This window comes from Nonomuraea sp. NPDC050478, from assembly GCF_044458265.1.
Lineage (GTDB): Bacteria > Actinomycetota > Actinomycetes > Streptosporangiales > Streptosporangiaceae > Nonomuraea > Nonomuraea ferruginea.
Map to the genome: position 1 here is coordinate 1187760 of NZ_JBITHT010000002.1, position 23396 is coordinate 1211155.

22 protein-coding genes are annotated in these 23396 nt (G+C 70.1%); 8 read left to right on the forward strand and 14 right to left on the reverse strand.

The annotated features are described in order from the left end of the window. Positions 1-159: 159 nt before the first annotated feature. Positions 160-1611, reverse strand: a complete 1452-nt coding sequence (locus ACIBF7_RS13520; protein ID WP_397197181.1) for a serine/threonine-protein kinase — start codon at positions 1609-1611, stop codon at positions 160-162. Beyond that, positions 1601-3109 (reverse strand): serine/threonine-protein kinase, encoded by a 1509-nt coding sequence (locus tag ACIBF7_RS13525; protein ID WP_271277926.1) that lies wholly within the window; start codon positions 3107-3109, stop codon positions 1601-1603. The genes ACIBF7_RS13520 and ACIBF7_RS13525 overlap by 11 nt, the downstream gene beginning before the upstream one ends. Before the next feature lie 85 nt (positions 3110-3194). Here ACIBF7_RS13525 and ACIBF7_RS13530 point away from each other — a divergent pair, with 85 nt between their 5' ends. Both ACIBF7_RS13530 and ACIBF7_RS13535 read left to right on the forward strand, forming a co-directional pair. Continuing rightward, a complete protein-coding gene (locus tag ACIBF7_RS13530; protein ID WP_148032804.1) occupies positions 3195-4919 on the forward strand; it encodes a DEDD exonuclease domain-containing protein in 1725 nt (574 codons plus the stop codon). A 17-nt stretch (positions 4920-4936) separates the two neighbouring features. Beyond that, a complete protein-coding gene (locus tag ACIBF7_RS13535; protein ID WP_148032805.1) occupies positions 4937-5224 on the forward strand; it encodes an Lrp/AsnC family transcriptional regulator in 288 nt (95 codons plus the stop codon). 273 nt (positions 5225-5497) lie between these two features. Here ACIBF7_RS13535 and ACIBF7_RS13540 read toward each other — a convergent pair whose 3' ends face one another. The 4 genes from ACIBF7_RS13540 to ACIBF7_RS13555 are packed head-to-tail and all read right to left on the reverse strand — an operon-like array spanning position 5498 to position 9742. Then, the gene (locus ACIBF7_RS13540) at positions 5498-7150 is read right to left on the reverse strand and encodes a cytochrome bc complex cytochrome b subunit (protein WP_397197182.1); all 1653 of its coding nucleotides are present in this window, start codon (positions 7148-7150) and stop codon (positions 5498-5500) included. Continuing rightward, entirely contained in the window at positions 7147-8268 is a 1122-nt protein-coding gene (locus ACIBF7_RS13545) for a ubiquinol-cytochrome c reductase iron-sulfur subunit (RefSeq protein WP_148032807.1), read from the reverse strand. Before ACIBF7_RS13545 ends, ACIBF7_RS13540 begins: the two co-directional genes overlap by 4 nt. After that, on the reverse strand, positions 8265-9074 hold the full coding sequence (locus tag ACIBF7_RS13550; RefSeq protein ID WP_397197183.1) for a c-type cytochrome: 810 nt from the start codon (positions 9072-9074) through the stop codon (positions 8265-8267). The genes ACIBF7_RS13545 and ACIBF7_RS13550 overlap by 4 nt, the downstream gene beginning before the upstream one ends. A gap of 14 nt (positions 9075-9088) precedes the next feature. After that, positions 9089-9742 (reverse strand): heme-copper oxidase subunit III, encoded by a 654-nt coding sequence (locus ACIBF7_RS13555; protein ID WP_148032809.1) that lies wholly within the window; start codon positions 9740-9742, stop codon positions 9089-9091. A 193-nt stretch (positions 9743-9935) separates the two neighbouring features. Here ACIBF7_RS13555 and ACIBF7_RS13560 point away from each other — a divergent pair, with 193 nt between their 5' ends. Continuing rightward, positions 9936-10334 (forward strand): hypothetical protein, encoded by a 399-nt coding sequence (locus ACIBF7_RS13560; RefSeq protein WP_148034755.1) that lies wholly within the window; start codon positions 9936-9938, stop codon positions 10332-10334. A 9-nt stretch (positions 10335-10343) separates the two neighbouring features. After that, positions 10344-11387, forward strand: a complete 1044-nt coding sequence (trpD, locus tag ACIBF7_RS13565; RefSeq protein WP_219544671.1) for an anthranilate phosphoribosyltransferase — start codon at positions 10344-10346, stop codon at positions 11385-11387. Between the two features lie 33 nt (positions 11388-11420). On the opposite strand, the gene ACIBF7_RS13570 is transcribed toward trpD, so the two are convergent. The 4 genes from ACIBF7_RS13570 to ACIBF7_RS13585 form a co-directional block, all read right to left on the reverse strand. Then, complete coding sequence (locus ACIBF7_RS13570; RefSeq protein ID WP_261808684.1) at positions 11421-12593, reverse strand: Ig-like domain-containing protein; 1173 nt, start codon at positions 12591-12593, stop codon at positions 11421-11423. 165 nt (positions 12594-12758) lie between these two features. Further along, a complete protein-coding gene (locus tag ACIBF7_RS13575) occupies positions 12759-13172 on the reverse strand; it encodes a cytochrome c oxidase subunit 4 (RefSeq protein WP_148032812.1) in 414 nt (137 codons plus the stop codon). Next, positions 13172-14845, reverse strand: coding sequence for a cytochrome c oxidase subunit I (gene ctaD, locus ACIBF7_RS13580; RefSeq protein WP_148032813.1), 1674 nt, complete (start codon positions 14843-14845; stop codon positions 13172-13174). Before ctaD ends, ACIBF7_RS13575 begins: the two co-directional genes overlap by 1 nt. Further along, positions 14842-15609 carry a cytochrome c oxidase subunit II gene (locus tag ACIBF7_RS13585; protein WP_246639776.1) on the reverse strand — a complete coding sequence of 256 codons (768 nt, stop codon included), beginning with the start codon at positions 15607-15609 and terminating at the stop codon, positions 14842-14844. The genes ctaD and ACIBF7_RS13585 overlap by 4 nt, the downstream gene beginning before the upstream one ends. Positions 15610-15825: 216 nt before the next feature. On the opposite strand from ACIBF7_RS13585, the gene ACIBF7_RS13590 reads away from it, so the two are divergent. From ACIBF7_RS13590 to ACIBF7_RS13600, 3 genes are all read left to right on the forward strand, one after another. Then, complete coding sequence (locus tag ACIBF7_RS13590) at positions 15826-16959, forward strand: cysteine desulfurase family protein (RefSeq protein WP_148032815.1); 1134 nt, start codon at positions 15826-15828, stop codon at positions 16957-16959. Next, entirely contained in the window at positions 16956-17201 is a 246-nt protein-coding gene (locus tag ACIBF7_RS13595; RefSeq protein WP_148032816.1) for a sulfurtransferase TusA family protein, read from the forward strand. The genes ACIBF7_RS13590 and ACIBF7_RS13595 overlap by 4 nt, the downstream gene beginning before the upstream one ends. A gap of 63 nt (positions 17202-17264) precedes the next feature. Continuing rightward, positions 17265-17681: a CBS domain-containing protein gene (locus tag ACIBF7_RS13600; RefSeq protein WP_148032817.1), complete on the forward strand. Its 417-nt coding sequence runs from the start codon at positions 17265-17267 to the stop codon at positions 17679-17681. Between the two features lie 52 nt (positions 17682-17733). Here the strand turns inward: ACIBF7_RS13600 and ACIBF7_RS13605 are convergent, their stop codons facing one another. Further along, positions 17734-18720: a carbohydrate kinase family protein gene (locus tag ACIBF7_RS13605; RefSeq protein ID WP_148032818.1), complete on the reverse strand. Its 987-nt coding sequence runs from the start codon at positions 18718-18720 to the stop codon at positions 17734-17736. Positions 18721-18836: 116 nt separating this feature from the next. After that, positions 18837-19190 (reverse strand): iron-sulfur cluster insertion protein ErpA, encoded by a 354-nt coding sequence (gene erpA / locus ACIBF7_RS13610; RefSeq protein WP_148032819.1) that lies wholly within the window; start codon positions 19188-19190, stop codon positions 18837-18839. A 159-nt stretch (positions 19191-19349) separates the two neighbouring features. Here erpA and nadA point away from each other — a divergent pair, with 159 nt between their 5' ends. Further along, positions 19350-20501: a quinolinate synthase NadA gene (gene nadA / locus ACIBF7_RS13615; protein ID WP_148032820.1), complete on the forward strand. Its 1152-nt coding sequence runs from the start codon at positions 19350-19352 to the stop codon at positions 20499-20501. On the opposite strand, the gene ACIBF7_RS13620 is transcribed toward nadA, so the two are convergent. Further along, positions 20498-21109 carry an SIMPL domain-containing protein gene (locus ACIBF7_RS13620; protein WP_397197184.1) on the reverse strand — a complete coding sequence of 204 codons (612 nt, stop codon included), beginning with the start codon at positions 21107-21109 and terminating at the stop codon, positions 20498-20500. The genes nadA and ACIBF7_RS13620 overlap by 4 nt on opposite strands. 16 nt (positions 21110-21125) lie before the next feature. Beyond that, positions 21126-23309 carry a protein kinase gene (locus ACIBF7_RS13625; RefSeq protein ID WP_397197185.1) on the reverse strand — a complete coding sequence of 728 codons (2184 nt, stop codon included), beginning with the start codon at positions 23307-23309 and terminating at the stop codon, positions 21126-21128. Positions 23310-23396: the final 87 nt, after the last annotated feature.

The following is a 23396-nucleotide window of genomic DNA, read 5'->3' on the forward strand; positions in this document are numbered from 1 at the left end:
CCCCGGGGGACCCGCCGGTGGCTGGAAGGGTCCGCCAGGTGCCGGGTAGGGGTTCGGCGGCTGGTTCTCGCTACCGGGATGCACCAGTGACTCCTGGGGTTAGCCATGACTTGCGGGGAGACATGCTAGTCAGCCCGGTTGCAAGCCACTTGAACGACCTCATCCTCGCAACGCACCCGAGACCATCCCGGCGGCGTCGACGGCGGTCTTCTCGTCGGTGGGATCGTCGATGCCGACGTCCGTCCGGTGCCAGACCACCTCGGCTATCAGGTTGCTGTCGCGCAGCAGCACGGCGGTGTCGGCCCGGCCGGAGTCGGGCGAGTTGATGTAGCGCTCGAAACGGGACTGCACGAACGCGGCCTCGCCCGTACCGGGCACGTCGCGCACCTCGCCGACCCGCTCGCGGAACACCGAGCCCTCGGCGGCCCGCCTGCTGGCGCGCTCCATGTCGAACCGGCGGGCAGCCACCTCGGGGGCGCCGCGCGAGCCGTCGGGCCGCTCGATCCAGACGCGCACGGTCACCCTGCGCGTGACCAGGGAGCCCTGCTGCAGACGCCACTGGCACTCGCCCTCGCGGGTCTTCTCCGCCCCCGTCGCGCCTCCCACCACCTGCTCGGCCTGGGCGGCGGTGAGCAGGCGGCACGGGTCGGGCGCGGCCGCGTAACGGCCTGGCTCGCCTTGGTTGAGCGCCGTCCACCCGTACCAGCCCGCGGTGCCGAGCAGCGCGACGGCGGCGAGCAGCACCGGCGCCAGCCACCGGACCCGGCGCCGGCCCGCGGACGGCGCGGGGGCACGGCCCGGTGAGACGGCGTGCTCCAGCGCCTGACGGACCTGCCCGGCGGTGGGGCGCGCGGCAGGGTCCTTGGCGAGCATCGCCATCAGCAGCCCGCCGAGCTCGCGACCCGCCCTGGCAGGGAACGGGGGGTCGTGCAGCAGCACGGCGGCGGCCATCGCGGCCGGGTTGGGCCGCGCGAAGGGCGGCCGCCCCTCCACGGCGGTGTAGAGGCTCGCGCCGAGGGACCACAGGTCGGAGGCGGGGCCGGACGGCTGCTCGTTGAGCCGCTCCGGCGCCATGTAGCCGGGCGACCCGGCGCTGCCGTAGCGGTCGCCCTTGGCGCCCATGGTGACGGCGATCCCGAAGTCGGTGAGCATGGCCGAGCCGTCGGCGTCGAGGAGGATGTTGGCCGGCTTGACGTCCTGGTGGACCATGCCGTACGAGTGGGCGACCTGCAGTGCGGACAGCACGCTCAGGCCGATGCGGGCCACGCTCGGCGGCGGCAGCGGACCGAAGTCCTTGATCGCCTGGTCGAGTGAGCGGCCGGTGACCAGGTCCATGATGATCCAGGGCTGGTCGGCCTCCAGCACCACGTCGTGGATCACGACGATGGCCGGGTCGCGCAGCCGCCCGGCGGCCCGCGCCTCGTAGATCGCCCGGTCGGCGAACTCGGCCCGCTGCGCCGGGGTCAGCCGGGGCGGGATCCGCACCTGCTTGACCGCGACCTCGCGGTTGAGCGTCTCGTCGCGGGCCCGCCACACCGTGCCGGCGCCGCCCTCGCCGAGCCGCTCCACGAGCCGGTAGCGGCCGGCCAGCAGGTAGGCGTCAACCGGCATGGCGCAACGCCCGCTCGGTCGCCTGCGCGGCCTTGACCGCCGCCTGCTTGATGTCCTCGTCGCCGAGCCGCTCGGACAGCGCCGTGTAGCCGACGAAGACCACCAGGTTGGACAGGCGGTAGTGGACGATGGCGGTGTGGATGCGGCCGGTGCCGCCCTTCAGCTCGAACGCGAACGCCTCCTCGCCGACGCCGGCGATCGTCCGCACGGGGGTGCGGGTCACCGGGACGCTGGCCTTGGTCCCGATCTCGGGCCACGTCCAGTCGAGCTTGTCGTGGGTGTCCCACCAGCGCCGCTGGTTGGCGAAGAGGGTGCGGGCCGTCTCGGGGGTCATCGCCCACGGGTCCCGGGTGTCGGAGTCCTTCTGCACCTGGAGCTCCACCCCGCTGCCCTGGATCGGCCACTGACAGCGGGGGCCGACCTCGTCGGAGCCGGGCGTCGCCTTGGGCGGCTGCTGGGTGCGCAGGAAGAGGCCGACCTCCTCCTCGCCGAGCAGCGAGCACACGTCCATCGGCGCGGTGAACGCCTCGGGGACACCGCCCGAGGCCCGGTCGCGCATCAGCAGGACGGTGGTCGTGGCGGCGGCGACCACCACCGCCGCGACCGCGGCGACGGCCACCCACAGCAGCGGCCTGCCGCGTTTCCTGACCCGCACGGGCGTCGTGGCCTCGTGGTGGGCGGGCAGCTGCGCCTGCTGACCGGCCGCGACCTGGCGTAACGCCTGGATCAGCTGCGGCGCGGGCGGGCGGGCGGCCGGATGGGGCGCCATCATGGCGGCGATCACCGGGCCGAGCGGGCCGGGAGCGTGCGGGACCGGCCGGGTGAGCGTCGCCCGGATGCGCTCGGCCGCCGTGCCGCCGTAGGCGGGGGCGCCGGTCACCGCGGTGAACAGGGTCGCGCCGAGCGACCACACATCGCTGGCGGGGCCGCCCGGGTCGCCCTCCAGCCGCTCGGGCGCGATGAAGCCCGGCGAGCCGATCATCAGGCCCTGCTCGGTGAGCGTCGCCTGGCCCTCCTGGCGGGCGATGCCGAAGTCGGTGAGCACCACCCTGCCGCTGTCGGTCAGGAACACGTTGCCGGGCTTGACGTCGCGGTGCTGGAGGCCGCGGGCGTGGGCCGCGGACAGCGCGTCGAGCATCTCGGCGCCGATCCTGGCGGCGTACTCCTGCGGCATGGGGCCGTGCTCGCGCACCGCGTCGCCCAGGGTGCGGCCGCGCAGCAGCTCCATGACCAGCCAGGGGCGGTCGTGCTCGACGACCACGTCGTGCAGCGCCACGATGCCGGGGTGACGGAGCTGGGCCGTGGCCTGCGCCTCGCGCGCGGCCCTGGCGATCAGCTCGGCGCGCTCCTGCGGGGGCAGCCCTTCGGGCAGCGTCAGCTCCTTGACGGCCACCTCGCGGTCGAGCATCTCGTCCCTGGCCAGCCAGACCCGGCCCATGCCGCCGCTGCCGAGCGGCCGCAGCAGGAGGTAACGGCGGGCGAGTCGTTCCTGGGACACAAGGGGAAGCGTAACGAAGGAACAGGCCGAATAGTTATTCGTTCGGCTCCGCAACTGTCGGTGGCCCTCTCTATGGTCTTGGTTCGTGGATCCCGTTCAAGGCACTCTCGACGAGCTCGGCACCCCGCTGAGCGAAGTCACTTTCGTGGTGTTCGACCTCGAGACCACCGGCGGTTCACCGGCCGAGCACAAGATCACCGAGATCGGCGCGGTGAAGGTCCGGGCGGGCGAGGTGCTGGGCGAGTTCTCCACCCTGGTCGATCCCGGTGGCCCGATCCCGCCGTTCATCTCGGTGCTGACGGGCATCACCGACGCGATGGTCATGGCGGCGCCGCGCGTGGAGGCCGTGCTGCCGAGCTTCCTGGAGTTCATCAGAGGGGCCACGCTCGTCGCCCACAACGCGGGCTTCGACACCCGCTTCCTCAAGGCCGCCTGCGCCGCCCACGGCTATCCCCCGCCGGCCAACCCGGTCGTCGACACGGTCGACCTGGCCCGGCGCGTGCTGACCCGTGACGAGACGCCCAACGCCAAGCTGTCCACGCTGGCCCGCTTCTTCCGCGCCTCGACGGAGCCGTGTCACCGCGCGCTCCACGACGCCAGGGCCACCGTCGACGTGCTCCACGGGCTGATCGAGCGGGCCGGCTCCTTCCAGGTCCACACGCTGGAGGAGCTCAAGTCGTTCGTCCGCGCCCCCACGCCCGAGCAGCAGAGCAAGCGCCACCTCGCCGAGTCGGTGCCGCACGCGCCCGGCGTCTACTTCTTCGAGGACGAGCGCGGCGAGATCCTCTACATCGGCAAGAGCACCAACCTGCGCAACCGGGTGCGCTCCTATTTCACCGCCAGCGAGACCAGGCCCCGCATCCGCGAGATGATCGGCATCGCCGATCGGGTCCGCCACGTCGTGTGCGCGACGGCGCTGGAGGCCGAGGTGCGCGAGCTGCGGCTGATCGGCGGCGCCAAGCCGCGCTACAACCGCAGGTCCCGGTTCCCCGAGAAGGTCTTCTGGCTCAAGCTCACCCAGGAGCCGTTCCCGCGCCTGTCGATCGTGCGCGAGGTCAAGGACGACGACGCCGCCTACCTCGGCCCTTTCTCCAGCACCCGCCTGGCCGACGACGCCCGCACCGCGCTGCACGAGGCGGTGCCGCTGCGCCAGTGCACGCAGCCGATCAGCCTGCGCACCCTCCGCTCGGCCTGCGTCCTGCACGACATGGGCCGCTGCGGCGCTCCCTGCGAGGGCAAGCAGAGCCAGGCCGACTACCTGGCCCACGCCGAGGCGGCGCGGCGGGCGATGACGCTCGACGCCTCCCCCGTCTTCTCCGCGGTCTCGGCCCGGATGGAGCGGCTGTCGGTCGAGCAGCGCTACGAGGAGGCGTCCGTCGACCGCGACCGGCTGGCCGCGTTCGTCCGCACCGCCGCCCGCATGCAGCGGCTCTCCGCCGTCACCCGCATCCCCCACCTGGTGGCGGCCAGCCCCGCCTTCGACGGCGGCTGGGACATCCACGTCATCCGCTACGGCCGCCTCGCCGCGGCCGGCGTGATGCCGCGCGGTGCCCACCCCACCCCGTTCGTCGAGTCGCTCACCGCCACGGCCGAGGCCGTCATCCCCGGCCCCGGGCCGGTCCACGCGGCCAGCGCCGAGGAGACCGAGTGCATCCTGCGATGGCTGGAGTCACCGGGGGTCCGGCTGGTCGAGGTCGACGGCGAGTGGAGCCTGCCGGCCCACGGCGCCGCCCGCCACAAGGCCCGCATCGACCTGGCCTATCAGGGGATCGACCGCGTCCGCCACCGCGAAGGGCGGCCTCTGCGGTGATTCGATACAGTAGTTCCATGGTCACGGCTATCGTTCACATCAACGCCGAGGTCGACCGCATCCCGGAGGTCGCCGAGACGATCGCCGAGATCGACGGCGTCAGCGAGGTCTACTCCATCACCGGCGCCTACGACCTGCTGGCCATGGTCCGCGTGGCCGAGTACGAGCAGGTCGCCGAGGTGATCCCCGGCCGCATCAACAAGGTGCCCGGCGTGCTCAACACCGAGACCCACATAGCCTTCCGCGCCTACTCCAAGCACGACCTGGACGCCGCCTTCTCCATCGGCTTCCCCGACGCCGACTGACCACCTCCCAGCACCGGCCTCCGCTTCCCGCAAGGGCGGGACTCCTATCGTGCTGTCAGCGAGAAGCAGCGGCCCACGACTACCGCTCAGACGGCCCAGCAGGCGCGCGTAACGGCGCCCGGCCCCGTGCGGGATCAGCGGCCGTATTCCTGGAGGCCCCCGGCCACGTGCGGCGGGTGGGCCTTCCTTGGCCGTGCCGTAAAAGAAAAGAACCCCCCACACAGGGAAAGGCAAAGGGGCCCGGGCGAACCGCCCGAGCCCCTCAATCACCGTCTATCGCGTCAGCGTATGGTCCTCCTCGCCGGGACCGACCGCGGCGCGCTCTTCCTCCTCGTGGCCGTGGCCGTCGACGAGGGGGATCTTCTCCCCGCCGTAGGCCTTGGACATGCGGGCACGGAGCTTGCCGATCGGCCCGCGCATGCCCTTGTGCGGGATGCCGGACGGGTCCTCGGCCATCGGCAGCATGGCCACCGGCTCCTTGCCCCGCACGTGGGCCTCGATGTCCTCCGCCGGAGGCGTGTGGATCTCGATGAACTCACCGTGCGGCAGCCGCTTGATGACACCCGACTCCACTCCGTGGGAGACGACCTCGGCGTCCGAACGCTGAAGGCCCAGGCAGATCCGGTAGGTGATGATGTACGCCAGCACCGGGGCGGCGAACACCAGCACGCGGCCGGCGTACGTGGTCCAGTTCAGGTTGATGTGGAAGAACGCCGAGATCTCGTCGTTCGCGCCGAGCAGCCAGAGCACCCCGTAGAACGAGATGCCGGCCATGCCGATCGAGGTGCGGTGCGGGTTGTTGCGCGGGCGCTCCGCCATGTGGTGCTCGCGGTGGTCGCCCGTGATCCAGCGTTCCAGGAACGGATAGAGCGCCAGACCCGTCATGACGAGCCCCAGTGGCAACAACGCCGGGATGATCACACTCAGTGGCAGTGTGCCGGCATGGGCCGTGCCGAACATGTTGATCTCCCACGCCGGCATGATGCGCAGGGATCCTTCGAGGAAGCCCATGTACCAGTCTGGCTGGGATCCGGCCGAGATGTCGGCGGGCGTGTAGGGACCGTAGATCCAGATCGGGTTGATCTGGGCGAAGGTCGACAGCCCTGCCACCACGGCGAGCGTGAACAGGAAGTAGGCGCCCGCCTTGGCCATGAACGCCGGGTAGAACGGCGCGCCCACCACGTTCGTGTTGGTCCGCCCCTTGCCCGGCATCTGGGTGTGCTTCTGCACCCACATGAGCACCAGGTGGGCCGTGATCAGCGCCAGCAGGATGCCCGGGATGAGCAGGATGTGCAGCGCGTAGAACCGGGAGATGAGATCCGTGCCCGGGTACTCCCCGCCGAACAGGAAGAACGAGACGTACGTGCCGACCAGCGGCAGCGAGATCGCCACGCCCTGGGTGATGCGCGCGCCCGCGCCGGAGAGCAGGTCGTCCGGCAGCGAGTAACCGGTGAGGCCCTCGGCCAGGGCCAGGGTCAGCAGCAGGATGCCGATGATCCAGTTGATCTCACGCGGCTTGCGGTAGGCGCCGGTGAAGAACACCCGGAGCATGTGGACCATCATGCCCGCGATGAACAGCAGGGCCGCCCAGTGGTGCATCTGCCGCATGAGCAGACCTCCGCGGACGTCGAAGCTGATCTCCAGCGACGACGCGTAGGCCGCGGACATCCCCACGCCCTGCAGAGGCGCGTAGGAGCCGTCGTAGAGGACGTGCTCCATGCTCGGCTTGAACCAGAACGTCAGGAACGTACCGGTCAGCAGCAGGATGATGAACGAGTAGAGCGCGATCTCACCCAGCAGGAACGACCAGTGGTCGGGGAAGACCTTGCGCAGGTTGCGCTTGAGGAAGTTGGCTCCGCCGAGGCGCTCGTCGAGCCAGTTGGACGGTCCGCCGACCGCCTTGGGCACGGTTGTCAGCTCGCTCATGCCTGGCCTCCCTTGGCCCTGGCCTCCGCCTCGGCGTCGCCGCGCTCCCAGTAGCTGGGGCCGACCGGCACCGGGAAGTCACCGGCCGCGACGAGGAAGCCCTCGTTGTCGACGGTGATCGGCAGCTGCGGCAGCGGCCGGGCCGCCGGACCGAAGATGACCTTGGCGCCGTCGGCGGCGTCGAACGTCGACTGGTGACACGGGCACAGGATGTGGTGGGTCGTCTGCTCGTACAGGGCCGCGGGGCAGCCGACGTGCGTGCAGATCTTCGAATAGGCCACGATGCCGTCGTGCGTCCAGTTCTTGTTGACGCCCGACTTCAGCTCCTCGGGCCGGAACTTGATCAAGATCAGCGTGGCCTTGGCGAGCACGTTCAGGTCGTGCTCGTAGCCTTCGGGGACGATGGACAGGATGCCGCCGGGCGAGTTGAAGTCGGCCGCCCTGATCGGCTGGCCGGTGCCCTCGACGATGAGGCGTCGCGGCTGGCCCTCCACGGTCTTCTCGCCCCAGACGGTGTGGCGCAGCAGCTTGTTGAAGCTGGTGGCCTTCATCTTGGTGTTGTCGAGGTCGCGCAGCAGGATCAGGGGGATCAGGCCGAGCGGCGCGGCCGCCAGCAGCAGCGTGCGGCGCATCATCTTGCGCTTGACGAAGCCGCTCTCGTTGGCGCCCTCGACGAAGGTGTCGGCCACGACCTCGCGGTCGTCCTCGCCGGAGACCATCAGGTGGCGTTCCTGGACCAGGGCGTACTTCGGCATGATCTGGCGGACCCAGACGACGATGCCGACGGCCAGGCCCAGCACCGCCACGGTGAGGGAGCTGCCGAGAGCCAGGTTGGAGACTCCGGTCGCCTCGGGGCTGCCCACCTGGAACACCACGTAGGAGACGAGGAACGCGACGCCTCCCAGGAAGGCGAGCAGGAAGCAGAGGGCGACGAGCTTCTCGGCCCCGCTCGCCCTCTTCTCGTCCTGCAGCGTGATGCCGGGGGTCTCGCCCCCGGCGTCGCCGGCGTCGCGCGCCTCCGCCTCGCCGAGCATCGGGGTGCCCGGCGGCGGGGTGCCGATCACGCGCTTGGGGACGCGCTCGTCCGGCTGCTCGATCTCGTGCTCGTTGTCAGTCATGACTTCTGTCGCTTCTTCGCGGTGATCCAGATTGCGGCGAGGACGAGGGCAAGGATGCCCACGACCCAGGCTACGAGGCCTTCGGTTACCGGGCCAATCCGACCCAGGGCAAAACCTCCGGGGTCGGTCTGCTCCCGCACCTGGACGATGTAGGCGATCATGTTGCGCTTCTCTTCGGGCGTGATGGTCGTGTCGTTGAAGACCGGCATCGCCTGCGGGCCGGTGACCATCGCCTCGTAGATCTGGGTGGGAGAAGACTCGTTCAGGTTGGGGGCGTACTTGCCCCGCGTCAGGGCGCCGCCGGCGCCCGCCCAGTTGTGGCACTGGATGCAGTTGGCGCGGAAGAGCTCACCGCCCTTGGCGGCGTCGCCCAGCGCCGGGTCCACCTGGTCGCCGGACGGCACGGTGGGACCGCCGCCGAGCGACTGCACGTACGCCGCGATGTCGCTGATGCTGTCGCTGTCGACCCACTCGGGCAGCGGCTTGCGCGGCACCTGGGCACCCGGGTTGGACGCGGGCATCCGTCCGGTGCTCATCTGGAAGTCGACGGAGGCGGCGCCGACGCCGATGAGCGTGGGGCCCGTCGACGTGCCCTCGGCGTTGAGCCCGTGGCAGCTGGCGCAATGAGCCTGGAAGAGGCTCTTGCCGTTCGCCACGTCGTCCACCTTGCCCGACGCGAGCGCCGCGTCAGCGTGCTTGCTCACCTGCACAAAGGTGGCATATGCCGTCCCGACCAGCGCCAACGCCAGAATCAGGACGGCATATCTCGCGAGGGGATGCCGCCGCCACGCGGTGATCCTAGTCACAGAGGTCCCGTTCCTTACTGAATGATGTAGATGGTCGCGAAAAGACCAATCCAGACGACGTCGACGAAGTGCCAGTAGTAGGACACGACGATGGCGCTGGTTGCCTGCTCATGCGTGAAGCGCTTCGCGGCGTACGTACGTCCCAGCACGAACAGGAACGCGATCAGGCCACCGGTCACGTGCAGGCCGTGGAAGCCCGTCGTGAGGTAGAACACCGACGTGTAGGGGTTGGCGGACAAGGTCGCGCCCATGCTCGCCAGCTCCATGTACTCGTACAGCTGGCCGGCGATGAACACCGACCCCATCAGGAAGCTGACGAGATACCAGAACCTGAGCTTGCTGACTTGCCCCTTTTCCGCGGCCCACACGCCGAGCTGGCACGTCACACTGGACAGAACCAGGATCGTCGTGTTGACCGTCGCGAACGGGATGTTCAGGTGAGCCAGGCCCTCGGCCGAGGCGCCCGCCGGGATGTAGGCGGGTGCCCAGTCGATGCCTTGGCCCACGCTCACCGACCGGATGGTGAAGTACATCGCGAACAGCGCCGCGAAGAACATGAGCTCAGAGGACAGCCAGACGATCGTACCCACGCTGACCAGGTTGGGTCTGCGGTACGGCTGACCTGTCGTCGTCGAAGTAATTGCGGATGCTGTCGCCACGGGCAGCATTATTGCGGCTCTGGTGGTCGGTCCGGCGCACGCCCCCCCGTTAGCGGGAACAATCAGGCGTCTAACCTGGGATAATTGGGACATATCGCCCGCCAGGGGCGCCAACCTGGGTCCGCACGCCGTGCCAACGGTACGATCCCAGATGACCCTACCGCTACGACCGATAGTGAGCGCGACCGTGAGCACCGACACGATGAAGGTCCTCGTCTACAGCGACGACGCCGCCACCCGGCAGGCGGTAAGGCAGGCGATCGGCCGGCGGCCGGCGATGGACGTGCCCTTCGTGGAGGTCGTGGAGTGCGCCACCGAGCCCAAGGTGCACCAGTGGCTCGGCTCCGGCGAGATCGACGTGGCCGTGCTCGACGGCGAGACCCAGCCCGCGGGCGGCATGGGCGTCAGCCGCCAGGCCAAGGACGAGGTCTACGACTGCCCGCCCATCTGCCTCATCATCGCCCGGCGCGACGACCGCTGGCTGGCCGACTGGTCCAGGGCCGACGCCGTCGTGTCCCAGCCCCTGGAGCCCATGGTGCTGGCCGACACCGTCGCCGACCTCATGCGCCGTCGCTCCTCCACCCGACTCAACGCCAAGTAGGTGCCTGACGTGGACTCGCGGACGACCTGGCCGGCGATCCTTTCCGCGCTCCTGTCCGGGGAGCACCTCACGGCCGACGAGACGGCCTGGGCGATGCGGGAGATCATGTCCGGCACCGCCACACCCGCCCAGATCTCCGCCTTCGTGGTCGCGCTGCGCGCCAAGGGCGAGACCGTGGCCGAGGTGACCGGCCTGGCCCGCACGATGCTCGACCTCGCCACGCCGCTGCACGTCGAGGGCCCGGTCGTGGACGTCGTCGGCACCGGCGGCGACCGCGCCCACACCGTGAACGTGTCCACCATGGCCGCCATCGTGGCCGCCGCCGCGGGCGCCCGCGTCGTCAAGCACGGCAACCGCGCCGCCTCCTCCTCGTGCGGCGCCGCCGACGTGCTGGAGCACCTCGGCATCCGGCTCGACCTGACCCCCGAGCAGACCGCCCGGGTGGCGACCGAGGCCGGCATCGCCTTCTGCTTCGCGCCGGTCTACCACCCCGCGCTGCGCTTCGCCGGGCCGACCCGCAAGGAGATCGGCGTCCCCACCGTCTTCAACTTCCTCGGCCCGCTCACCAACCCGGCCCGCCCGGCCGCGCAGGCCATCGGCGTCTACGACCCGCGCATGCTCCCGGTGCTGGCCGGGGTCTTCGCCGAGCGGGGCGTCTCCGCGCTGGTCTTCCGCGGCGACGACGGGCTCGACGAGCTGACCATCGCCACCACCTCCACGGTGTGGATGGTCGCCGACGGCAGCGCCACCCAGACCACCTTCGACCCGGCGGTGCTCGGCATCCCGCGCGCCGAGGCGGGCGCCCTGCGCGGCGGCGACGTGGCCTTCAACGCCCAGGCGGTGCACGACCTGCTCGGCGGCAAGACCGGGCCGGTGCGCGACGCCGTCCTGCTGAACGCCGCCGCCGCCCTGGTCGCGCTCGACGGCCCCGGCGACGACCTCGACTCGGCCATGATCGACGCCTACGCCCGCGCCACCCAGGCCGTCGACTCCGGCCGCGCCTCGGCCACCCTCGACGGCTGGATCAAGACCAGCGCTTCCGTCTCCTCCTGACCGCGGCCCCGCCGCGGTCAGGCCCGTACGAGGTCAGGAGAACGGCAGGGTGGGCCCGTCCTTGATGGAGCTCCACCTGAGCCACTGCTTCCAGTTCTCCTGCCAGTGCCCCCACCCGTTCGTCGGCTCCAGCGGGCGCGGGGAGCCCGTGATGATGATGGGATCGCCGATCAGGGTGTTCTTGATGAACCAGGCCGCGTTGTCCGGGCTGACGTTCACGCAGCCGTGACTGACGTTGGCGTACCCCTGGGAGCCCACGGACCAGGGGGCGCTGTGCACGTACTCGCCGCTGTTGGAGATGCGCACCGTGTTGTACACGGTCATCTGGTAGTAGCCGGCCTGGCCGGGGCCGATGCCGGGCGAGGTCATGATGGTGACCGGTTCGCGGGACATGGCCAGGTGAATGCCTGAGGTGGTGTGATATTTCATCACACCGCCCTTGCCGGCGCTCATCGGCATCTCGCGGATCTTCTTGCCGTTCCGCCGCACGACCAGCACGTGCTCGTCGACGCTGCCCTTGGTGATCTGCGAGCGGCCGATCTTGAAGTCGATCGCCAGGTCACGCTTGCCGAACATGCCCTTGCCGCCTTGCACGCCCGCCAGGTTGGCCTCGACGCGCACGTCGGTGTGGGCGGGCCAGTACTCGCGCGGCCGGAAGTCGACCCGCTTGTCGTCGAACCAGTGCCAGGCCCCCTCGACGGGCTTGGAGGTACGGACGAGCAGGTTGCGCTCGACGGCGACCCGGTCGGCGATCGGCTGGTCGAAGGCGATCATGATGGGCATGCCGACGCCGACGGTCAGGCCGGTGGTGTTCTTGCTGGGCGAGATGCTCTCGATGTCGAAGGACGTGGCCGCCTTGACGGTGGAGAACGTGCTGCTCTTCTCGGTCTGCTTGCCGTCGCTGTTGGCGGCGACCGAGCGGATCGTGTAGGTGGTGCCGGGGCGGGCGGTGGCGGTGCTGCGCCAGCGGGTCCCGTCGGCGCTGAGCACGCCCGGCAGGGCACCGTCCTCGCTGCGTACGGTGACGCTCCTGAGCGTGCCTCCATGGGCCGCCACGACGACCGTCTGGTCCGTCGGCACATCGGCCGCCCGGTCGGCCGGTTGGATCGCCACAGTGGCGTCAGGCGCCGCCTTGCGCTCCTCGTCGGCGGCGATGCTCGCCGAGCACGCCGTCAGCAGCACGGCCATGCCCAGGCCCAGGCTCATCGATCGACCCGCTACGCGCCCCATCAGCACTCCCCCCGTCCGAGTCGAGCAGATTCATCTCTGTTATTACCCTCGGTGATCGTTTGGCCACATCCGCAGTCCAGTAAAGAACACCAAAAAGCGGGCGTCCCCTCTGAAGAAGGACGCCCGCTCATGGACGAGGGGTCAGTGCGAGAAGTGGCCCCGGTAGTACTGGAACACGAACCCGATCATGGCCATGATCACCAGGAACACGCCCATGATGAACATCCACAGGCCGATGACGAACCCGGCGAAGGTGAAGGCGGCGGCCAGGCAGACGAACAGCGGCCACCAGCTGCTGGGGCTGAAGAAGCCGATCTCACCGGCGCCGTCGCTGATGTCGGCCTGCTTGTTGTCCTCCGGCTGGGCGCCGATGCGCCGCGCGGTGAACATCAGGTAGTAGCCGATCATGAACGCGAAGCCGACCGAGATGGCCAGCGCGGTGGTGCCGACCGGCTCGCCCACCCCGGTCGCCGCCTTGGTCCAGAACCAGTAGGCGACGGTGACACCGGCGAAGAACAGGCCGCACAGCAGGAACAGCCAACCTTGGACCTTCATCAGGCCTCCACCTCCGGCGCGGGCTTGGCGGACAGGTGCGGGTACTTGAGGTCGAACGCGGGACGCTCGGACCGGATGGGAGGCAGCTTGGTGAAGTTGTGGCGTGGCGGCGGGCAGGAGGTCGCCCACTCGAGCGAGCCACCGTAGCCCCACGGGTCGTCGACGGTGACCTTGGGCGCCGTGCGCCAGGTCTTCCAGACGTTGTAGAAGAACGGCAGCGTCGAGGCCCCGAGCACGAACGCGCCCACGGACGAGATCATGTTGAGGTCGGTGAAGCCGTCGGCGGCCCCGTAGTCGGCGTAGCGGCGCGGGAAGCCGAGCATGCCCAGCCAGTGCTGCACCAGGAACGTCGCGTGGAAGCCGATGAACAGCAGCCAGAACTGCACCTTGCCGAGCCTGTCGTCGAGCATCTTGCCGGTGAGCTTGGGCCACCAGAAGAAGAACCCGGCGAACATCGCGAACACCACGGTGCCGAACACCACGTAGTGGAAGTGGGCGACGACGAAGTAGGTGTCGCTGATGTGGAAGTCGAGCGGCGGCGAGGCCAGGATGACGCCGGTCAGGCCGCCGAGCAGGAACGTCACCAGGAAGCCGATCGAATAGAGCATCGGCGACTCGAAACTCAGGTGACCGCGCCACATCGTGCCGACCCAGTTGAAGAACTTCACGCCGGTCGGCACCGCGATGAGGAACGTCATGAACGAGAAGAACGGCAGCAGCACCTGGCCGGTGGGGAACATGTGGTGCGCCCACACGGTCATCGACAGGCCGGCGATGGAGATCGTCGCGGCCACGAGGCTGATGTAGCCGAAGATCGGCTTACGGCTGAAGACCGGCAGGATCTCGGTGATGATGCCGAAGAACGGCAGCGCGATGATGTAGACCTCTGGATGGCCGAAGAACCAGAAGAGGTGCTGCCACAGCATCGGCCCGCCGACCTCGGAGCTGAAGATGTGCGTGCCGAACTTGCGGTCGGACTCCAGCGCGAGCAGCGCGGCGGCCAGCACCGGGAAGGCCATCAGCACGAGCATGCTGGTCAGCAGGATGTTCCAGGTGAAGATCGGCATCCGGAACATGGTCATGCCGGGCGCGCGCATGCAGATGATCGTGGTGATGAAGTTGACCGCGCCGAGGATCGTCGCCAGACCCGACATCGTCAGGCCCATGATCCACAGGTCGCCGCCGATGCCGGGCGAGTAGACCGCGTTGGACAGCGGCGCGTACCCGAACCAGCCGAAGGACGCCGCGCCGCCCGGGGTGAGGAAGCCCGAGACCGCGATGAGGCTGCCGAACAGGTAGAGCCAGTAGCTCACCATGTTGAGCCGCGGGAACGCCACGTCGGGGGCGCCGATCTGCAGCGGCATGACCGCGTTCGCGAAGGCCGCGAACAGCGGCGTCGCGAACATCAGCAGCATGATCGTGCCGTGCATGGTGAACAGCTGGTTGAACTGCTCGTTGCTGGTGAACTGCAGCCCCGGCTGGGCCAGCTCGGCCCTCATGACCAGCGCCATGATGCCGCCGACCAGGAAGAACATGAACGAGGTGATCAGATAGAGGTTGCCGATCACCTTGTGGTCCGTGGAGGACAGCCACTTGGCGATGATCCGGCCCTTGGAGGTGGGCCGGCGCACCGGCGGGGCCGGGGTGGTGATCGGCTCTTGGATGGCGGTCACTGGGCACTCCCCGCCTGGTTGGACGCGACGTACTGGTCGAACTCCTGCTGCGTCACGAGCTTGATCGAGAAGAGCATGCGGCTGTGGTCGACGCCGCACAGCTCGGCGCACCGGCCGGCGTAGACGCCGGGCTTGCTGAGGGTGGTCACCTCGAACTTGCGCCCGGGGTTGTCATCGGGGATGCCGGGGATGATGTCCCGCTTGAACAAGAAGTCGGGCACCCAGAAGGAGTGGATCACATCATCGGTGAAGAGGTCGAACTCCACCTTCTTGTCCACGGGCAGCACGAGCTGCGGACCCTGCTGGTAGTCGCTCACCGGCATGCCGCTCACCGGCTCGGTCGTCTTGCCGTCGGCCGTCGTGGTGGTGAAACGCCAGCTCCACTGGAACGCCTCCACCTTGACCTTCACGTCGGCGTCGCCCGTCACCCGGCTCAGCTCCTCGCTGTCACGGGCGGTGAAGAAGAAGAACACCGACACCATGACGAGCGGCACCAGGGTGTAGAGCATCTCGATCGGCAGGTTGTAGCGAACCTGCGGCGGGAGATCAGCCTTGGCCCTGCGCCTGGTGTGGAAAAGACAGGCCCAGACGATGAGGCCGATGACCACTCCGCCGGTGGCGAGCGCGGCGATCCACGCTCCGTTCCACAGGGCCGTGACGGTCTCACCCTGCTGGGTGATGGCGTCCGGCAGCAGTCCGTTGGACCACTTTGCCTCGGGAACGTCATTTGCACACGCCGTAGCGGAGGCCAGTAGCAACGCCAAAGCGGCGGCGCGCGGCACTCTACGCCGGGCCAACGAACGCCGCGTCGAACGGCGGGTCGGACTCACGGATCGCCTACCCCACAGATGAAGCCCAGGAGTCTCTCCCGGGCGCTCGTATTTCCTGATGCACAGCTGATTGCAGACACATTAGCGCGCAAGTGCCCCGCCCTTCCGCGCGCCCCCTCGATGGCGTGCCATGAGTGGGATCATAGAAGCGTGGCGTACTTCGACGCGGCCTCCACCGAGCCGCTGCATCCCCAGGCACGTGAAGCGCTGCTGGCGGCCATCGACGTCGGCTGGGCCGATCCCGCGCGGCTCTACAACCAGGCCCGCCGTGCCCACCTGCTGCTGGAGCAGGCCCGCACGGAGGTGGCCGAGGCGCTGGGCGCGCGGCCCGACGAGGTGACGTTCACCTCCTCCGGCACGCAGGCCGTGCATCTCGGTCTGCTCGGCACCCTACAGGGCAGGCGGCGGGCGGGCCGCCATCTGGTGACCTCCGCCGTCGAGCATTCCAGCGTGCTGCACGCGGCCCGCCTGCACGAACGCGACGGCGGCAGCGCCGAGCTCGTCGGCGTCGACCGGCTGGGGCGGGTCGACCTGGCGGCCTTCACCGAGGCGGTGGCGCGCCCCGACACGGCCCTGGCCTGCCTGCAGACGGCCAACCACGAGGTCGGCACGGTCCAGCCGGTGGCAGAGGCCGCCGCGGCCTGCCGGCGCCACGGGGTGCCGCTGCTGGTGGACGCGGCGCAGACGGCCGGCCGGATGCCGCTGCCCGAGGGCTGGTCGGTGCTGACGGCCAGCGCCCACAAGTGGGGCGGCCCGCCCGGCGTCGGCGTGCTGGCGGTCAGGAAGGGCACCCGGTTCCGCTCGTTCCTGCCGGAGGACGAGCGCGAGCGCAGGCGCGTGCCGGGGTTCGAGAACGTGCCGGGCATCGTGGCGGCGGCCGCCGCGCTGCGCGCGATGACGGCCGACGCCGCCCGGGAACGCTCCAGGCTGTCCGCGCTGGTCGGCAAGATCAGGGAGACGGTGCCGAAGGTGGTGCCGGACGTGGAGGTGATCGGCGACCCGGACGACCGGGCCCCGCACATCGTCACGTTCTCCTGTCTGTACGTCGACGGCGAGGCGCTGCTCACCGAGCTCGACAAGGCCGGATTCGCGGTCTCGTCCGGGAGTTCCTGCACGGCTAGTACGCTTCGTCCATCGCACGTCCTGGAAGCGATGGGCGTGCTCACGCATGGGAATGTCCGGGTGTCACTGCCCAGGGGCGCTTCCGCGGCCGAGGTCGACAGGTTCCTCACCGTGCTGCCCGAGCTGGTGCACCGGATCCGCCAGGACGCAGGAGTCGCATGACCGAGGCCACTCAGCCGGCATTGACGATCGACGCGCTGGGGAAGAAGTGCCCCATCCCGATCATCATGCTCGCCGAGCAGATCAACTACGTCCCGCTCAACGCCGTGGTGGCCGTGCTGGCCGACGACCCGGCCGCCTTCACCGACGTGCCGGCCTGGTGCCGGCTCAAGTCCCACCGCCATGTGGGCTCGTACGAGCTCCCCCAGGGGGGCTGGGCGATCCACGTGCGGCGCAACTACTGAGCCGCCCTGTACGGGGTAGCGGCCCCTTGGAGAGGAAGCAGCACTTCTTCGAGGGGGAGAGACATGAGCGACACCGCCGGCGACCTGATGAGCCAAGGGGTCGAGTGCATCCAGTCACACGAGACGCTCGACCGGGCCGCGCAGCTCATGCGCGAGCTCGGGGTGGGCGCGCTGCCGGTATGCCTGGACGATCGGGTGACCGGCATCATCACCGACCGCGACATCGTGGTGGAGTGCGTGGCCACGGGCCACGACCCGTCCCGCGTGCGGGCCGGCGACCTGGCGACCGGGCTGGTGTGGATACCGGCCGACGCGACGGTCGAGGAGGCTCTGGCGCGCATGGAGGAGCACCAGATCAGGCGGCTCCCGGTGATGCGCGACCACCGCATGGTCGGCATGATCAGCGAAGCCGACCTGGCCCGCCACCTGCCCGACGACCAGCTCGCCGAGTTCGTCCACCGGGTCTACGCGGGGACCTGACCGTACGGAAGGACACCGCGCCCCCGCCGTCCGCGGCGGGGGCGCGCCCGTGTCAGGGGTGGTAGCAGCGGATGTGCGGGGCGATCTCGGCGGCGGCGTCGGTGCCGTAGGCCTCGGTGAAACGGTCCAGGAAGACCTTCTGGCCGAGTTCGTACTCCTGGCCGCCGACGCGCTCCAGCACGTGGGTGGCCGTCAGGTTGCCGATCTGGCCGCACCTCTCCAGCGGCAGCCCCCAGGCCAGACCCGCCAGGAACCCCGCGCGGAAGGCGTCGCCGACGCCCGTCGGGTCGACCTTGCCCCGCTCGGGGGCGGGGGCGACGTGGATGGAGGGCTCGCCCTCGCGGTCGATGACGGCGCCCTTGGGGCCGAGCGTGGTGACGCGGACGCCGACCCTGCTCAGCACCTCCTCGTCGGACCAGCCCGTCTTCTGCTCGATCAGGCCCTTCTCGTAGTCGTTGGAGAAGAGGTAGGCGGCGCCGTCGACGAGCTGGCGGATCTGCTCGTCGGCCATGCGGGCGAGCTGCTGGGAGATGTCGGCGGCGAACGGGATGCCGCGGTGACGGCACTCGTCGGTGTGGCGGAGCATGCCGTCAGGGTCGTTGGGGCCGACGAGCACCAGGTCCAGGCCGCCCACCCGGCTGGCGACGGGCTGCAGCTCGATCAGCCGCGCCTCGGCCATCGCGCCGGTGTAGAAGGACGCGATCTGGTTGTGGTTGTCGTCGGTGGTGCACAGGAACCGCGCCGTGTGCTGCGTCTCGGAGACGTGCACCGACTCGCAGTCGACGCCGTGACGCTCCAGCCAGGAGCGGTAGTCGGCGAAGTCGTTGCCGACCGCGCCGACCAGGAAGGGCCGCAGACCCAGGCAGGCCATGCCGAAGGCGATGTTGGCCGCACAGCCGCCACGCCGGATCTGCAGGTCGTCGACCAGGAACGACAGCGACACCCGGTCGAGCTGCTCGGCGATGAGCTGATCGCCGAAGCTGCCGGGAAAGGTCATCAGGTGGTCAGTCGCGATGGAGCCGGTGACGGCGATGCGCACGGGATTCTTCTTCCTCGTTGTCAGCAAGCCAGTTGAGCCCCACGAGGATACGCGAAGGCCCCGCCCGCACAAAGACGGATCGGGGCCCCCGGTGCCCGATCGGGCGGGCTGATCGACTAGTTGAACGAGTCGCCACAGGCACAGGAGCCGGTGGCGTTCGGGTTGTCGATGGTGAAGCCCTGCTTCTCGATGGTGTCGACGAAGTCGATGGTGGCGCCCATCAGGTAGGGAGCGCTCATCCGGTCGGTGACCACGCCCACTCCGTCGAAGTCGGTCACGACATCGCCGTCCATCGAACGGTCATCGAAGAAGAGCTGGTAACGCAGCCCGGAGCAACCACCCGGCTGCACGGCAACGCGCAGCTGCAGACCTTCTTCGCCCTGCTGCTCCAGCAGGGACTTGACCTTGGTCGCGGCCGCCTCGGTCAGGACCAGGCCCTGTGCCGTGGTCTCGCTGCTCTCAACCGTCATCTGCTGACTCCCTAACCGGGTCTGTTTCCGACGTCCTACTAATGACGCTACCAACACCGGGGGGATGCCACACATTCCCACCTCGCTCCCCTCGGGACAAATCGGTCGTACGGGTATGACATGATGTATGCGTCACTTAGACGATAAGGGGGCAGGGCGATGACCACCCAGACGGGACTTCCGCTCTTCGTGCTCGGACGGAGCGCCGATCCGCACAGCGAGAAAGGGGTGGACTGCCCCGGCGAGCTGCCACCGGCCTCAGATCCCCAGCTGGTCGAACGGGCCCGCAAGGCCAAGGAGGCGCTCGGCGACCGCCTGTTCGTGCTGGGCCACCACTACCAGCGCGACGAGGTGATCCAGTTCGCCGACGTCACCGGCGACTCGTTCAAGCTGGCGCAGCAGGCCGCCGCCCGGCCGCAGGCCGAGTACATCGTGTTCTGCGGCGTGCACTTCATGGCCGAGTCGGCCGACATCCTGACCACCGGCTCGCAGAAGGTGGTGCTGCCGGACCTGGCCGCGGGCTGCTCGATGGCCGACATGGCCACCTTCGACCAGGTCGAGGAGGCCTGGGAGGCGCTGGAGGACGCCGGGCTGGCCGGCAGCGTGGTCCCGGTCACGTACATGAACTCCAGCGCGGACATCAAGGCGTTCTGCGGGCGCAACGGCGGCGTGGTGTGCACCTCGTCCAACGCGCGCCGCGCCCTGACGTGGGCGTTCGAGCAGGGCGAGAAGGTGCTGTTCCTGCCTGACCAGCACCTCGGCCGCAACACGGCCGTGCTGGAGATGGGCCTGTCGCTCGACGACTGCGTGGTGTGGAACCCGCACCGCCCCAACGGCGGGCTGACCACCGAGCAGCTGGAGCGGGCGCGCATGATCCTGTGGCGCGGCCACTGCTCGGTGCACGGCCGCTTCACGGCCGAGTCGGTGGACGACGTACGCGAGCGCATCCCCGGCGTGAACGTGCTGGTGCACCCGGAGTGCCGGCACGAGGTGGTGCTCAAGGCCGACCACGTGGGCTCCACCGAGCACATCATCAAGACGCTGCGCGAGGCGCCCGCCGGGTCGGCCTGGGCCATCGGCACCGAGCTCAACCTGGTCAAGCGGCTGGCCCAGATGTTCCCGGACAAGAGCGTGTCGTTCCTGGACCGTACGGTCTGCTACTGCTCGACCATGAACCGGATCGACCTGCCGCACTTGGTGTGGGCGCTGGAGTCGCTGGCGCTCGGCGACGTGGTCAACCAGATCACCGTCGACGAGGACACCGCCCACTGGGCGCGGGTCGCCCTGGACCGGATGCTCGCCCTGGCCTAGTCGCCGAAGTCGTAGCCGACCCGGACGGTGACGTGCACCGCCTGCCGTCCGGGGCTCACCGAATCCTGCGCCTCGGCCGCCATCGTGCGCCCCATGGGCCTCGGCGGCGCGCCGGACTCCTCGCTGACCGACACCACCCGGCCGAGCGGCCGCCCGGCCAGCCCGGCGTACTGCCCTGCCTTGGCGGCGGCCTGCCGGAACGCCTCGTCCCTGGCCGTCGCCAGCGCGGCGTCCGGGTCGGACACCTCGAACGCGATCCCGTTCAGCCTGGCCTCCTCCCCCACGCCGGCCACCGTGTCGATGACATGGTCGGCTCGCGCCAGGTCGCGGACCACCGCCTCCACGCCCTGCGCCGCCCGGTAGGCCGACACCTTGGGGTACGCCTCGTACTCGGGGCCGAGCGACAGCTCGGTGGTGCGCAGGTCGTGGGCCGCGACGCCGGCCCCGCGAAGCGCCTCGGCCAGCCGGGCCGCGGCGGCCCTGGCCCCCGCGAACGCCTCGGCAGCCGACTGCCTGCGCACCTCGACGCCCGTGTGCAGGCGCATCACGTCCGGCACGGCGTCGGCCGCGCCCTCTCCGATCACGGTGATGTCCGCGGTGATGTCCACGAGGGCCCTCCGGCCTCTAGGGTGTTCCCCTGCTGAATCGGAATGCCATTTTGTCGAACTCTGACCGTTTCGGGGCGGTCGCGAGCACCCTCTGTACCTTCCCCGACAGGTCGATCACCACGGCCTCGAACCCGGCGCCCTTGGCCCGCCACACGGCCAGGTGCTCGCCGTCCCACCAGCCGATCAGCCTCTCGCTGGTGAACGGCACCCGGTCGGCCTCGCCGTCGCCGCTGGTGGGGTGCGCGCAGATGGTGGCGGAGGCGGGCGCGCAGTGGGCGAGGAACCGGTCGCCGCCGGGCGACACGTCGTCGCCTTCCACCCACACCGGCTCGCCCGCCTTCGGCAGGGTGCGCAGCTTCCCGCCGTTCAGGTCGTAGAACGTCATCCGGCCGTTCACCCAGGTGCCGACCTCGTCACCGCCGGAGTTCCAGAAGAACCGCCACTCGCCCGCGCCCTTCTGCTTGATCTCGTACGTGCGCGCGGTGCCGGCGTCCACGTCGACGATGCCGTACCCGTACTCGACGCTCTCGGAGTCGGTGGCCCGGTACAGGGTGACCAGGGCGAGCTTCCCGTCGGGCGACCAGCGCGGGGTGGTGGGGAAGATCGGGGCGTCGCTGACCTCGATGGCCCGCCTGTCCCCGGTGCGGTGGTCGATGACCGACAGCAGCGCCTTGCGGCCGGTGCTGTAGTCGACGTCGGTGCCGAGCGCCCGGCTGCCGTCGTGGTTGAGCACGTACTCGAAGTAGCGCGAGTCGCGGCCGAACCGGTCGGTGCCGGGCTGCCTGACGTAGAGCTTCTTGCCGCTCTCCGTCGTGTAGGAGGCCAGCTTGATGGGGTCGGAGGAGCGCTCCTCCAGCTCGACGGAGGTGGCTGCGAGCCGGATCGTCCTGGCCTCCGGCGTGGGGGTCGGCGTGGGCGTGGGCGCCGCGCTGGTGGCGGCCTGCGTGGGGGACGGCGTGGGCGTCACGTCGGGCAGGGCCAGCCTGCTCACCACGAAGGCGCCGGCGGCCACGAGCACGACCGTGGCCACGGCGGCGCCCGCCACGATCCATCCGGTCCCGCGCCCCTTGCCCGGGCGCATGGGGGGAGGATACGGCCCGTGCCCGTACGGCCCGTACGGCGCCTGGCCGGGGCCGGCGGGACGCGGCGCGTGGCCCGGCCCGGCCGCGGCGGCGCTCCCCTGCCACAGCAGCCCCGCCGCGTCCGCCCCGTACCCGCCCTGATACGGGCCTGGAGCGCCGCTCCCGGAGAACCCGCCGGGGACACCGGCGCCGCCCGGTAAGGAGCCGGCGGGCATGCCGGGACCACCCGGGTACGGGCCCGAACCCCCGGCCGCTCCCGGAGCGGAGAATCCGCCCATGACACCCGCGCCACCCGGGAAGGACCCGGCAGGCGTCCCCGGACCCGCGGGGTTCGCCCACGGGGCGTCCTGCGACTGCCCCAGGAGGCGCATCAGCGCCTGCTGGGCGGTGGGCCGCCTGGACGGGTCCTTGGCCAGGCAGTCGGCCACCAGCGACCGCAGCGCCGGGTCGGCGATGACGCCGACGTCCGCATCGGTGTTCATGATCCGGTTCACCACCGCCGGGACGCTGTCCTGGCCGAACGGCGCCTGCCCCGAGGCCGCGTACAGCAGCGTGCAGGCCCAGGCGAACATGTCCGCCGCCGCTCCCGGGCTCCCGGCGCTGAACTGCTCCGGCGCCATGAACGACGGCGTCCCGATCGCGCTGGCCGTGAGCGTGGAGGTCAGGTCGAGCGCCTTCGCGATGCCGAAGTCGATCACCCGGGGCCCGTCGGAGGCCAGCACCACGTTGGACGGCTTGAAGTCCCGGTGCACGATCCCGGCCTGGTGGATGGCCACCAGCGCGGTGACGGTGCCGATGGCCAGCCGGTGCAGCGAGGTGCCGGACCGCGGTCCCTCGGTCCGCACCACGTCGGCCAGCGTGGGGCCGTCGATGTACTCGCTGACGATGTACGGGCGCCCGTTGACCAGCCCCGTCTCGATCATCTGGGCGGTGCAGAACGGCGACACCCGCCGGGCCAGCTCGACCTCGCGGACGAACCGTACCGACGCCTCCTCGTCCCCGGCCAGGTCGGTGCGGAGCAGTTTGACCGCCACCCTGGCTCCGTCGGGGGCGGTCGCGAGGAAGACGAGGCCCTGCCCGCCTTCACCGATCCGTCCGGCCAGCGTGTACGCCCCCACCGAGGCAGGGTCCCCTGGGCGCAGAGGCGCGAGGTCCGGCACGATATTCCCCACTTGTGGCCTACGTCATGACTTCTGGACATTGTC

Excerpts from the sequence above, each read along its gene's own strand:
- erpA (WP_148032819.1), bottom strand. The coding sequence starts at position 19,190 with ATGACGGTTGAGAGCAGCGAGACCACGGCACAGGGCCTGGTCCTGACC.
- ACIBF7_RS13595 (WP_148032816.1), top strand. The coding sequence starts at position 16,956 with ATGACCGAGGCCACTCAGCCGGCATTGACGATCGACGCGCTGGGGAAG.
- ACIBF7_RS13545 (WP_148032807.1), bottom strand. The coding sequence starts at position 8,268 with ATGACTGACAACGAGCACGAGATCGAGCAGCCGGACGAGCGCGTCCCC.
- ACIBF7_RS13520 (WP_397197181.1), bottom strand. The coding sequence starts at position 1,611 with ATGCCGGTTGACGCCTACCTGCTGGCCGGCCGCTACCGGCTCGTGGAG.
- nadA (WP_148032820.1), top strand. The coding sequence starts at position 19,350 with ATGACCACCCAGACGGGACTTCCGCTCTTCGTGCTCGGACGGAGCGCC.
- ACIBF7_RS13575 (WP_148032812.1), bottom strand. The coding sequence starts at position 13,172 with ATGAAGGTCCAAGGTTGGCTGTTCCTGCTGTGCGGCCTGTTCTTCGCC.
- ACIBF7_RS13535 (WP_148032805.1), top strand. The coding sequence starts at position 4,937 with ATGGTCACGGCTATCGTTCACATCAACGCCGAGGTCGACCGCATCCCG.
- ACIBF7_RS13555 (WP_148032809.1), bottom strand. The coding sequence starts at position 9,742 with ATGCTGCCCGTGGCGACAGCATCCGCAATTACTTCGACGACGACAGGT.
- ACIBF7_RS13570 (WP_261808684.1), bottom strand. The coding sequence starts at position 12,593 with ATGAGCCTGGGCCTGGGCATGGCCGTGCTGCTGACGGCGTGCTCGGCG.
- ACIBF7_RS13560 (WP_148034755.1), top strand. The coding sequence starts at position 9,936 with ATGAAGGTCCTCGTCTACAGCGACGACGCCGCCACCCGGCAGGCGGTA.
- ACIBF7_RS13600 (WP_148032817.1), top strand. The coding sequence starts at position 17,265 with ATGAGCGACACCGCCGGCGACCTGATGAGCCAAGGGGTCGAGTGCATC.
- ACIBF7_RS13540 (WP_397197182.1), bottom strand. The coding sequence starts at position 7,150 with ATGAGCGAGCTGACAACCGTGCCCAAGGCGGTCGGCGGACCGTCCAAC.